Consider the following 12,151-nt stretch of genomic DNA (forward strand, 5'->3'; position numbering starts at 1 on the left):
GGTTCAGGGATTTTGGATGACTTCAACATCCACAAAGAGTTTATCGACCAATGTACCGCTCACGGTTGCGGTCACCGACGTCGTTCCGGCGGTCGGGCTGTCTGTTTCCGCAGTGAAGACCACCGTGGTTCCACCGAACGAATCCCCGTCGTTCGAAAAAGTTTCCAAATCAGTGGACCAACGGTAGGTTGCCGTCAGGTCGCTCGCCAGTTCGCCGCTCTGCGGGTGCGTGAAGGTGAACGAATCCGCCGTTACGTTACCGGACACCATGCCTCCAGAGAATTCACCCGGGTGCGTGCCAAAGAAGTTTTCGATGCCGTTAGCGATGCCGTCTCCGTCGGGATCGTCGGCGAGGCCGGTCTGTCCGTCGAGCCCACTGTAGCCCGATATCCAGTCCGAGAAGCTGGGGTCAACGCTTCCCTGTGCTCCATCGACCACCACGCCCATGAAGCGGGAACGGTTGGCGGCCGAGCCGGTATAGGCATAGGTGATCGAGTCGTAAGCGAGTCCTGTATTTTCGAAATCGAAGGCCACCACGTAAAGGTTGCGGGTCGCGGGCGGGTCGATTTGCGGCATGCTGTCGACGACCGGGTCCTGCCCCGATCCGTTCATGGTCAGGGAAAGATCAAACGGAGTATCGTAGCCGCCCAGCAGCACATAAACGGTGCCCGAGCTATAGCTGGAAATGTCAATCGTGCCACTGGCCTCGTAGGCCCCCGATATCGTCTCGGTCGTGCCACCATAGTTGGCAGCCTGTGAATCCGGGTCATTCGTCGTCCAGACATCGCCGCGATCAAAATCCGCGAAATCTGTCACCGCGCTCCAAGTATCCATGGTGACGGCGCTGCCACCGGAGACATATTTATTGACCGAACCGGGAAACCCGGTCGTCGCATTGTTAAAGAAGGCGTAGGCTTCCACCGTGCCATCGCCGAAGGCGCCGCCGGCATCGCCACTGTAACCGGCTTTGCCCGGAAAGACGTATAGGTCGAAATTGCTGTTGCTACTGATCAATTCCGAGTAGCTGAAGCTAACATCGGCGATGACCGCCTCCGGAGTGGCACCGACCTCGGTCGAATCGGCGCTTTCGCCGACGCTATTGGTCGCCGAGACGACATAGTAATAAGTTGTGCCGTTGACGACGGAGGTGTCGGCAAAGCTCGTCGTGGTCGGCGTGCCGATCGTGCTGTAGCCGCCCCCCGGGGTGGTGCTCCGCTTCACGGTGTAGCTGTCGGCCGTCTCCGCCGCGTTCCAACTCAGGTCCACGCGGGCATCGCCGGGCGCGGCGCTAAGGCCAGTGGGTGCGTCCGGCGGACTCGTGAGCGGGGCTTCGGTGGTAAAGCGCCAGGTTTCATCGCCGCTGAAGCCGGCGAAGTTTTCGCCCTCGAGGTCGTCAATCGCGGTGGCATCGATTTCGATGTAATACGTCGTTGAACCTGTCAGATCGGAGCTCGGGTCGATGGTCACCGTCGACCCGGACAAACTCAAGCCGGAGGCAGGACCCGCCACGTCGAAACTCTCAACGAGGGTTCCACCACTCTCAAACAGCGAGATATTCCCTGTGCCGAAGACAACGTCCTCGCTGAAGGTGACACTGAGGTTCCCGGAGACACTGACGTCGGTCGCCGTGTGAGCGGGGCTGAAGGTGCTGACGATCGGCTCGGCCACCCTTTCGGTGCCATCAACGACGATCCCCATGAATCGCGAACGACTGGGCGAACTGCCGGTATAGCTGTAGTCAATCGATGTGTAATTGTAGCTGGGGTCATCGAAGGTGAAGGCCACCACATACATATTGCGGGTGCCCGGCGGATCAATCTGCGGCATGTTGACGGGATTTTCGCCATTGAAGTTGAGCGCCAGATCAAAGGGTGTATCGAAGCCGCCAAGGAGGACATAGATGGTTCCCGAACTGTAGGCAGAGATATCGATACTGCCGTTGACCAGGTAGCCGCCCGACATCGTCGCCGTGGTGCCGCCGTAATTGGCCGGATCGCCCCCGGAGAAATCGGTGCCCGGGTCGTTGGTGGTCCAGACGTCGCCAAGATCGGCATTGTAATCGACCGCCACCCGATCCCATTGGTAGGTCAAATTTGTGCCGTCGCTGGCATAGGCGGTGATTTCTCCCGGGCTGCCGGAAGTGACGTTATTGAGGAATTTGTAGGCCTCCACCGTGCCGTCACCGAATGTGCCGGCCACGGAACTGTAGGCACCGGTGCCGGCATAGCCCGCCTTTCCGTCGTAAACCGAGACATTGTAAGCGGTCCCGTTGCTAAGGAGCGTGCTGAACTGATGGATGATGGTGGCGCCGGCCGTGGTGAATCGCCAGGTGGTTGAGCCATCGGTGCCCGAATAGGCGTTTCCGGAATAGTCAAGGATGGCGGTGCTCTCAATCTCGACGTAGATGGCTGTGCCCGTGGGCAGATCGTCGCTCGGATTGATGGTGACGGTGGCGCCCACCAAATCCAGGCCGGACGGCGGGTTGGCCACATCGAAACTTTCGATGATCGAGTCGTCGCTGACACTGCGGATTCGAATGAAACCCGTTCCGAATTCGATCAGTTCGTCAAAGGTGATGACCAGGTCGTCGGAGGGGAAAAATGCAAGCTCCCCGTCAGTAGGCGTAAGTGAGGCGATCTCCGGAGCAATCCCATCCGGCCCGCCGGTGGTAAAGCTCCAGGCGCTGTCGCCGCTGATTCCGGCGAAGCTGTTGCCTTCGAGATCGTCGATAGCCGTGCCTTCGATCTCAATGTAGTAGCTGGTAAAATCTGCCAGCTCGACTGACGGATTGAGCGTGACGGTTTTGCCGGACAGGCTGAGCCCGTCTCCCGGTGCGGTGACGTCAAAGCTCTGGATCAGCTTGCCACCGGACCCGCGCAGAGTGATCGAGCCACTGCCGAAGGTGACTGCTTCATCGAGGACAAGGATGAGATTGCTCTCGGAGTTAACTCCGGAGGCACCGGGCACGGGACTTTGCGAAGCGATGGATGGTGCGGCGCTATCGGCAGCTGCGGTGGTAAAACTCCAGGTGCCATCGCCCGAGATCCCGGAGAAACTATTGCCGAGACGATCGTCGACCGCCGTCCCATCGATTTCCACGTAATAGCCGGTCGATGGGGCGAGTGAGCTCGACGGATCGAGGGTGAGCGTGGCACCGGAAATGGAGAGTCCGGCCGCGGGAGCGCCCACGTCGAACGTTTCCACAACACTCCCACCGGTTTGAAGGAGGCGAATTTCACCCGAACCAAGGGCAATCGCTTCGGAGAAGGTAATGCTCAAATCGGAGGCCGGGTCCACCCCGCCCCCGGTGTGGCCGGGGTCGAGAACCAGAATGCTCGGAGCGGTGGTATCCGTCCCGCGGGAAGCGGCGGTGAACTGAATTTCAGAAATGCCGGTAAAGTCGTCCACGCCCGCCCAGTTGGTGTTCAACTCGAAGCGGAGGTAGCGGACGCCATGGCTCGGCAGGCTGGTCGAGGTGGCGGTCTCAAGGTCGAAGCCGGTATTGTTCGTGCTTGGGGCCTGAGGGAACTCGAGCGACGCGCCGCCGAGCCTCGTCCAGTTGGCGGCGCCCGCCCCTTCCGGGTCACCGGGAAACTCGACGCTGGAGTAGTAGACGTCGACCGAGCGGACACTCGCGCTGGTATTGCCCTCCTTGTTCATGTTCCAGATGTGGATCGAATCGAGGGCATAGGTATCACCGAGGTCCCACTGAATGTAGGACTCCTCGACCTTGGGGGCCGGACCGGGAACGCTTTCCTGTTTGGTCAGCCAGCCGCTTGCGGCGGCCGTACTGTGCACGCCCCCGCTCAGACCCGAGCCATCGATGGTGCGGTAGGGGTGCCATTTCTGGGTGCCGGTGTTGAAGTCGAAGGCGAGATCGCCCATGGGAAGATTCGAGGCGGAGGCGGCAATCAGGGCCCCGTCAATGACAGCATCTGCCGTGGTGAAGCTCCAAATGCCGCTTCCGCTGATCCCGTCAAAGCTGTTGCCCGCCTGGTCGTCGATCGCGCTGTCTGCGATCTCGATGTAGTAGCCGGTGGCGGGAAGGAGATCCGCGCTGGGCACAATGGTCAGACGGCTGCCGGAGAGCTTGAGATTCGCCGGCGCGCTGACCACGTCGAAGCTTTCGACCACTGTGCCATCGCTTTTCTTCAGGGTGATTAAGCCAGTGCCAAAACTGACGTTTTCCGTGAAGTCGAGGACCAGAATGCTGTCCAACTTGACGCCGGTCTCCGTGTGCGTTGGGCGAAGCGACTCAATGCCCGGCAGGGTGCTATCCGCCGCCGAAGTGGTGAAGCTCCAGGTGCCGTCGCCACTGATGCCAGCAAAGCTGTTGCCCGCGAGGTCATCGATGGCCGAGGCGTCGATTTCCACGTAATAGCTGGTGGAAGATGCCAGCAGGCTGCTCGGGTCGATGGTGACCGTGTCACCGGACAGGCTCAGCCCGCTGGACGGGTTCGTCACGTCGAAGCTTTCCACCACTGTCCCGCCACTTTGGCGCAAGGTGATGTTGCCGCTGCCGAAGGCCACCTCCTCGTTGAAGGTGATACTGAGATTGGCCGTCGGATCGACCGCGCCAGCCGGTGCGAGTGCGCTGATCGTTGGCGCGGTGGAATCCCCGGAGAGCGAGTTGAGGTAAGTCTGGGCGAAGTCCTCCCCCATCTCAATATAGGCCTCATCGGTGTAGTGGAGGTTGTCCCCACCGATCGGATAGTCATCGGTATCGATCAGGTAGGTATTAGGGTCGCGCTCCGCCACGATGTTCTGGGCAAGGCGGACTTCGTCGATCGGCCGGGCGGTTTGCTTCACCGAGAGCCGGGCGAAAATGAAAGGAATGTCGGCGCCATAGCGGCTGCGGATGTCAGCGATAAAGGCCTCGAAATCGCTCGTGTACTCTTCGGTCGTGCGCCCGTTGAGCGCATCACGTTCGCCCTGTGCCCAGAACATCCCGGCGACTTCATAAGTATGCCCGGCCTTGGTCAGCGAATCCAAACCGAAGTCCACCACCTCCTTGAACAGATTGTAGCTGCGGCCGTCGGTCAGATTCCATTGCTGCCATAAGCTGGTGCCCCCGTCGGCGTGCTTGATGTAGAAAAAGTTCTCGTCGGGGCGCGCATCGGCAAGCGTGCGGCCGAGAGTGATCTCGGAGCCCCACGGCCCGCCACTTCCCGACTCAAGGAAGGTGAAATTGGTCCCGTAGTAGAAGCGCACATCCTCCTGCGGACTCTGGAGCTCCGTCGGGAGACTCCCCAGGTCGGTGGAGAAGCCAAACATGTTGGACTGGCCGCCCATGAGGAAGACCTTGTAGTGCTTGGCGGAAACGGAGGCAGCAAACGTAAGCGTGAGTACGGCCAGGAAAAGATTCCTTTTCACGGCGGCAGTGGTTGCGATTTTTGTGAATAACATGCGGTGATTTTTATGGGGGAAAATTTAGGAGCGGATCGACTGGGGACCTCATAAACAAACCTCGAGCGACCGAACCGATAACCTATCGGACAGACTGTTCCATTCGGCAAGGCGTTGCGACGAATGTCACCATGCCGGATCAAAGCATGGTCGGGTAGCCTAAATGGTAGGGACGGCTGCCCCCAGCCTTCCGCGAATCGATGTAGTCTCACGAACCTTGCGTAATCATTCGGCTCGTCACCACGCCACGCAAGTATCGTGGACGCATGGGGGCATGCGTCCCTACCTTTTACCACATGGTAGAAACGACACCCTCATCAGTATCGCGGACGCATGGGGGCATGCGTCCCTACCTTTCTGGCTTGCGGGCATGTGACTATGTTTTGTCTAATCAGAACGAATGGCACGCGCGGAACGAAAATGGCTGTATCATCATACGCCTTCGTGGGTTCGGCCCGAAAATGAGAGGTTCTTTTTAACGCTTTGTTGCAAGGATCGGAGCCGTGAGCAATTAACCCACCCGGATGTGGTGGAAGGCATCTTCGATTCCATCCAGTTCGGCCAACAACGCGGGGACTGGTATGTGCGGCTGATCTTACTCATGCCGGATCACTTGCATCTGATCGCAGCCTTCCCCGACTGTGAAGCCTCGATGACAAGAACCATCAGGAACTGGAAACGTCTGATGGCCCGGCGTCATGGGATTGTCTGGCAAAAGGGATTTTTTGACCACCGCTTAAGAAACGATGCCGCCCTGGACGAGAAGGCTGCCTATATCCGTTTAAATCCAGTAAGAGCCGGATTATGCAAGCACCCGGAAACGTGGCCTTATGTCTGGGAACCGGAAGACATACAAGACGTAACGAAGTAACGCAAAAGGTAGGGACGGCTGCCCTCAGCCGTCCGCGAATCGATGTGACCGCGCGAACCTTGCGCAATCATTCGGCTCGTCACCACGCCCCCGCAAGTATCGCGGACGCATGAGGGCATGCGTCCCTACCCTTCGGTTCAACATGCACGGTAGGGACGGCTGCCCTCAGCCGTCCGCGAATCGATGTAGCCGCACGAACCTTGCGTAATCCTTCGGATCGTCACCACGCCCCGCAAGTATAGCGGACGCATGGGGGCATGCGTCCCTACCTTTCGGCGGGAGTTGATTAAAGATCAGAAGGCTTGGTTCTAAAGTCTGGATTTTCAAACTCGTCCCTGCTCTATTCCGTGCATGCGCGTCTTTAGTATTCTGGTTTGTCTTTTTGTTTCCCTTGCCTCGCTCTTCGGCAAGCCGATCCCTGTTCCGAGGGATCTCCGTGTCGGGGAGAACCGCCAGGCTCCGATTGGTTACCACGACCCCAGTCCGGCTTTTTCCTGGAAGCTGCCCGCACTTGCGGGCGTACATTCGCAGTCGGCCTATCGTCTCGTTGTCGCCAGCGACCCCGCCAAGTTGCCGGAGGCCGCGGATCTCTGGGACAGCGGCAAGGTCACCAGCGACCGGTCCAATTGGATTCCTTATGCGGGGCGACCAATCGACTCGCGCCAGAAGGTCTACTGGCAGGTGCGGTTCTGGGACCAGAAGGACCGCCCTTCGTCCTGGAGTGACGCGGCCCATTTTGAAATGGGCCTCCTGGACAATAGCGATTGGCAGGCGAAATGGATACGCTTGAATCATTCTCAGGAAGCGAAAAGGGCAAACTCTGGCCCCGAAATCGTGATTGAGAAGGCCCACTACGGTGTCCCGGGCGCCCCGGACCATCTGGTCGACGTGACCGCTGAACTGCGTGCCCGTTTCGCTCTAGGGAAAAGGATTATCCCGGCGAGTAACGAACTCGTGGCTCAGGACCCGGCCTGGGATCAGCCCAAATCGCTCCGGATTGTCTACCGTCAGGACGGTCAGCGGAAAGAGCTCATCTTACAGGAAGGTGAGATCTACGACTTCGACCAGGACAAGAAAATCAAGCGCTGGCATGTGCCCAAGTTTATTCCGCAGCAGTTGCGCCGGGAATTTGAAATCGACCAACCCATTCAACGTGCACGGCTCTACGTGACGGCGCGGGGACTCTATCAAGTTCACCTCAACGGGGAAAAGGTCGGGGAGGACTACATGGCCCCCGGCTTCACGCCATACCGAAAGAAGATCGAGACGCGGACCTATGATGTCACCGATCATTTGCAACCGGGAGACAATGCCATCGGCGCGCTTTTGGGAGAGGGTTGGTATGCTGGCACTTTGTTATTTCAGGGACGGCTCGGAGGCCGGTACCCGGAGCTCTTGCTCCAGCTGGAGGTCACTCACGAGGACGGTACGGTGAAACGTATCCTCAGCGACGAATCGTGGAAGGCGACGAATGACGGCCCGATTCGTTACTCCAGCATCTACCGCGGCGAAATTTACGATGCCCGAATGGAAACGACCGGCTGGACTCTGCCCGGCTACGACGACAGTGCCTGGCAACCGGTTCATGCCGGTCTGGTCCAGCCTCGGGATCCGCTCACGCCCAAGCCGTTCCGTCCGGTCCGAATAACGCAAAAACTTTCGACCGTCGAGGTGACCGAGCCCGAGCCCGGAACTTTTGTTTTCGACCTCGGGCAGAATATGGTTGGTTGGCCCGTCCTTCGCATCCCGGTTCAAAAAGACGAAACCGTCACTTTCCGGGTTGCTGAAATGCTGAACCCGGACGGCACGATGTACACCCGAAACTATCGCGGGGCCCAATCGAAAAGCCACTACACTGCGGCTGAGGACGGCACGGTCACCTGGCATCCTGAATTTACCTTTTACGGCTTCCGCTACGTCGAGCTCAGCGGTCTCCCCGAGGGCGTGGCGCCGAGTGAAGATTGGGTGACCGGAGCCGTCCTGCACACGGATTTCCCCATACACGGCAGCTTCACCTCCTCACACCCCTTGCTCAATCAACTGCAGCACAATATCGTCTGGGGCTTGCGCGGTAATTTCCTCGATATTCCGACCGACTGTCCGCAACGCGACGAGCGGCTCGGCTGGACCGGGGATGCCCAGGTCTTTGCGCCAGCGGCATTTTTCAACGCCGATGTGCACGCCTTTTTTGCGGCCTGGCTCGACAGCATGCGGCTGGAACAGGCCCCGGACGGAGCCATCCCCGCCATTGTGCCGGACACCTGGCAGGGGAAGGTGGGCGGTCCCGGCTGGTCGGATGCCGCCACCATCATCCCCTGGGAAGCCTACGTCCGCACCGGTGATCCGGGCTTCTTGCGCGAGAACTTCGAGATGATGCGGCAGTGGGTGGGCTATTACCAGAGCCACGCCGAGGGGTATATCCCCGAGGTGCGTGCTTTCGGCGACTGGCTGCAGCCCTATCCGCAAAGCGGGCAAAACGAGGGGGATACCCCCACTGACTTCCTATGCACCGCTTACTTTGCCCACTCGGCGCATTTGACGGCGAAGGCGGCCCGGATTCTGGGCAAGCCGCGCGAGGCCGAATATTACGCATCGCTCTACGAAAACGTCAGCCGGGCCTTGACCCAAAAATTCTTCGATAGTGAAGGCAGACTGACCACCCCGATCGAAACCCAGACCGCGTATCTCGTCGCGCTCGACTTCAACCTGCTGCCCGAGGCCATGCGCCCCAAGGCCTTCGACCATCTTGTGCGTTTGGTGCACGAGGCGGATAATCATCTGCGCACCGGCTTTCTCGGCACGCCACTGCTGGCGCCCGTCCTCGACCGTTTCGGTCGAACCGACCTTGCGCTGACGGTGCTCTTTCAGGAAACCTATCCCTCCTGGTTCTATTCCATCCACCAGGGGGCCACCACCATGTGGGAACGCTGGAACAGCTACAGCCACGAGGATGGCTTCGGCAACGACAAGATGAACTCCTTCAACCACTACGCTTACGGTGCGATCGGCCAGTGGATTTACGAGCGCATCGCCGGTCTGGCGCCCGATCCGGAGCAGCCGGGCTACAAGCACATCTTCATCCAGCCCGCACCCGGCGTGCCGCTCGAACAGGCCGCCGCCGAACTGGAAACGCCCTACGGTCTGGCCCGCAGCGCCTGGCACCTAGACGGGAACGCCCTGGTTCTGGAGGCCACCATCCCGCCCAACAGTCGTGGTACCCTGCGTCTTCCGGTGGATCGGGAGCTTGAGGTTCGGATCAATGAAAGGCGCGTTTCGCTGGAACCGGATGGGCCCTTCCTGACCGCACCCCTCGGTCCGGGTACGCACAGCATCCGCGTGGAAGGCTGGAGGTAGAGGACCGTGCTCACTCGTCTGACCTGAGTTCTTCGAAGTGTTGAGCACGGTTGCGGCAGCGAAATAATACCTCTTTGCAAAAGTTTTGATCCTTTAGCCAGAACGTCTCTCAGCCCCGTCTTTCGGATGCGCGATTTTGAAGAGGTCGCGGCGTTCCCCGATCAGTCAGGCACCCCGGTGCCCTCCTGATCGGGCGCCTTGCGCTGCTCTTCAAGATCGCTGCACTAAAGGGGCAAAACTTTTGCAAAGCGGTATAACTTGCGATCTTCGAAGGCCGAAACGGTATCGAATGGCCGACTTTAGGCGCGGAAGAGAATCGTGGACAAGAGACGCTCAACTCTCCCCTTGAGCGGCTGACGCCGCCAATAAGCAAATCCCTATCAGTGGTTTGTATGGAAAAACGGCAAAACACAGCCCGTGACGGAGCCAAAAAGGCGTGGTCCGTAGCCAAAAAAGCCCCCACCGGCGAAGAACCGTATGGGGGCTGAAGTTGGTTTACGCTTCGCTTAGGCGCGGCGGCGAACCATGACCCAAGTCAGGCCGACCATTCCGGCGAGGAGCGCGAAAGCGGAGGGCTCCGGAACGGCAACAATCTGAGCACCAAAGACAAAGCCTTCGCCAGATAGATTACCATCTCCATCCAGGGCTGTTAAGATTTCTAAAGTACTCCCGCTTAAGCCAGAGAAACGAGCATAGTTACCTTCAACCGTTGGACTGCCCTCAACAAAGCTAGAGCCGTCATCGTTATCCAGATAGCTCCCTTGATATACTCCATTCACTACGATCTCGGTGAATACACTTCCGTAGTACAGATAAACATCATACTGCGAGAAAGTGATGTCGGTAATATTGATTCTTGCGCCATCGTTACGATTCCGTTCGGTGTAAAGGTTGAGCATTTCACCGGTTGCCCCCGGGAGAACCTGGTCATTACCGCCCGGAGTACCATTCAATCTGTTACTGAGGGAGATGTCGGTAATAGACGCGGTGCCATCATCAAAGAGCAAATTTGATGTCGTCACGGGCGAACCAGCGGCACCAAATGCAGCAGTATTCCAGCTACCGGCATTGACGGCACCAGTTGAACCGGTGATCGGATTACCTCCATTGTCGAAATTAATGCTGATTACGCTTTGCGCCTGAAGCCCAGCGGCTGCTGCGAACAAGGCTCCAACAGTGATGGTGAACGACTTTACTATATTCATGTGGTTTTGGGTTGGTTTTAGTTTATCGAGTAAATGATAACTTTGAAAAACACTTAACGAATTATATGGCTAAGCAACAGCTTTTTGCTAAGGCTACCATGCTGGTCTGAAGCATGGTTTGTTAGTGCCTGCGAAAGTGAGTTCTCATCGCAAATTGCATTCCAAATTCAAACTCAGCCGGTTTTCAGTTCAGCCGCCATTTTCCGATTCAGCTTTTGCGACCAGGTCCCTCCGGGGACAAATTTGGCCCGGGTCATGTTTTGTTTTGTCGGCACCTTGCCGGTGACGGCCTTGTCCACCCAGCTGACAACTTTTCGGGCGGTGGCGATGTGATCCCAGTAGACGTGAGCCACCGGGGGGTGGCACCATTTGAGGGCGGGATTGGAATCGGTGCAGATGAGGTCGATCCCGTCGGATTTATCCTTTCTCACCCATCCCAGATAATTCTGTAGGGCGAGAAAGAGCAACCAGTCCCCGATCAGGAAGGCAGTTGGTGGCGTAATTCGGAAGAGTTCATCCAGACAGCGGTGGAAACCTTCCGGGCTTTCTTCCCAATCCGGTAGATTATAAGTGCCGGTTTCGATGCCGTTATCTTTGAGTTCGTGGATGAAGGCCTCTTCGACTTTGCCGATCTGTGGTTTACGTCGTTCCCCCCGGACGAGAAAGACGATTCGCCGATGCCCCAGTTCGACCAGATGCCGGACCGCTTCCCGGACCGCCGGCACCTTGTCCGGCCCCACCCCGGCAATGGGGAGCCCCTCCATTCGACCAAAGAGCGCAAGTGCCGGGATCGAGGACTCGACAAACCATTCGAGCACGGGCTTCGAGGCCGCTTGTACAATCCAGAGATCCGCCGGGTTCGAATTCACCATTTGTGCCACCCGTTTCGGGTCGTGGTTGAGTTCGACCAGGGTCTTCGGAGCGAAAATCAATTCGTGCCCTGCCGCCAACAGTTGATGCCTTAGTTCGGAGATAACGCGATTCATCGAATCATCCCGCTCGTAAAGAATGATCGAGATACGCACGCCGGATTTTTCGAAATCGGCCGGGGTCTCGATGCTCCGGGGCTTACCCACCCCCTCGCTGACAAGCAGCCCCTCCTGTTCCAGAAGGTAGAGCGCCTTCTCCACAACGCTACGATGGACCCGAAGTTCCCTGGCAAGACTGACGATCCCAGGCATCTTGCCCACATAGCGGCCCTGCCGAATCGCGGAGCGGAGGTGCTCGGCAATCTGATCTGCCGGGGATAATAATTTGAACGGGGATTTCATAAGCGTAGAAACGCACAAGGCTCTCTAACTCGGAATAACCGGAT

5 protein-coding genes are annotated in these 12,151 nt (G+C 58.3%); 2 read left to right on the forward strand and 3 right to left on the reverse strand.

Annotation, left to right across the window (positions count from 1 at the left end):
• Nucleotides 1–3 precede the first annotated feature (3 nt).
• A complete protein-coding gene (locus DDZ13_RS05580; RefSeq protein ID WP_110130448.1) occupies nt 4–5,406 on the reverse strand; it encodes an Ig-like domain-containing protein in 5,403 nt (1,800 codons plus the stop codon).
• 400 nt (nt 5,407–5,806) lie between these two features.
• On the opposite strand from DDZ13_RS05580, the gene DDZ13_RS05585 reads away from it, so the two are divergent.
• Both DDZ13_RS05585 and DDZ13_RS05590 read left to right on the forward strand, forming a co-directional pair.
• The gene (locus DDZ13_RS05585; RefSeq protein ID WP_110130449.1) at nt 5,807–6,277 is read left to right on the forward strand and encodes an REP-associated tyrosine transposase; all 471 of its coding nucleotides are present in this window, start codon (nt 5,807–5,809) and stop codon (nt 6,275–6,277) included.
• A gap of 351 nt (nt 6,278–6,628) precedes the next feature.
• Nucleotides 6,629–9,631 (forward strand): family 78 glycoside hydrolase catalytic domain, encoded by a 3,003-nt coding sequence (locus DDZ13_RS05590; RefSeq protein WP_110130450.1) that lies wholly within the window; start codon nt 6,629–6,631, stop codon nt 9,629–9,631.
• Between the two features lie 506 nt (nt 9,632–10,137).
• On the opposite strand, the gene DDZ13_RS05595 is transcribed toward DDZ13_RS05590, so the two are convergent.
• Together DDZ13_RS05595 and DDZ13_RS05600 are read right to left on the reverse strand one after the other, a co-directional pair.
• Nucleotides 10,138–10,836 carry a PEP-CTERM sorting domain-containing protein gene (locus DDZ13_RS05595; RefSeq protein WP_110130451.1) on the reverse strand — a complete coding sequence of 233 codons (699 nt, stop codon included), beginning with the start codon at nt 10,834–10,836 and terminating at the stop codon, nt 10,138–10,140.
• Between the two features lie 173 nt (nt 10,837–11,009).
• Nucleotides 11,010–12,107: a substrate-binding domain-containing protein gene (locus tag DDZ13_RS05600; RefSeq protein ID WP_110130452.1), complete on the reverse strand. Its 1,098-nt coding sequence runs from the start codon at nt 12,105–12,107 to the stop codon at nt 11,010–11,012.
• Nucleotides 12,108–12,151: the final 44 nt, after the last annotated feature.

Source organism: Coraliomargarita sinensis (genome assembly GCF_003185655.1).
Taxonomy (GTDB): Bacteria; Verrucomicrobiota; Verrucomicrobiia; order Opitutales; family Coraliomargaritaceae; genus Coraliomargarita_B; species Coraliomargarita_B sinensis.

Bases quoted from the DNA above. Each gene is read 5' to 3' on its own strand.
- DDZ13_RS05580 (WP_110130448.1), bottom strand. From the start codon at position 5,406: ATGTTATTCACAAAAATCGCAACCACTGCCGCCGTGAAAAGGAATCTT.
- DDZ13_RS05585 (WP_110130449.1), top strand. From the start codon at position 5,807: ATGGCACGCGCGGAACGAAAATGGCTGTATCATCATACGCCTTCGTGG.
- DDZ13_RS05590 (WP_110130450.1), top strand. From the start codon at position 6,629: ATGCGCGTCTTTAGTATTCTGGTTTGTCTTTTTGTTTCCCTTGCCTCG.
- DDZ13_RS05595 (WP_110130451.1), bottom strand. From the start codon at position 10,836: ATGAATATAGTAAAGTCGTTCACCATCACTGTTGGAGCCTTGTTCGCA.
- DDZ13_RS05600 (WP_110130452.1), bottom strand. From the start codon at position 12,107: ATGAAATCCCCGTTCAAATTATTATCCCCGGCAGATCAGATTGCCGAG.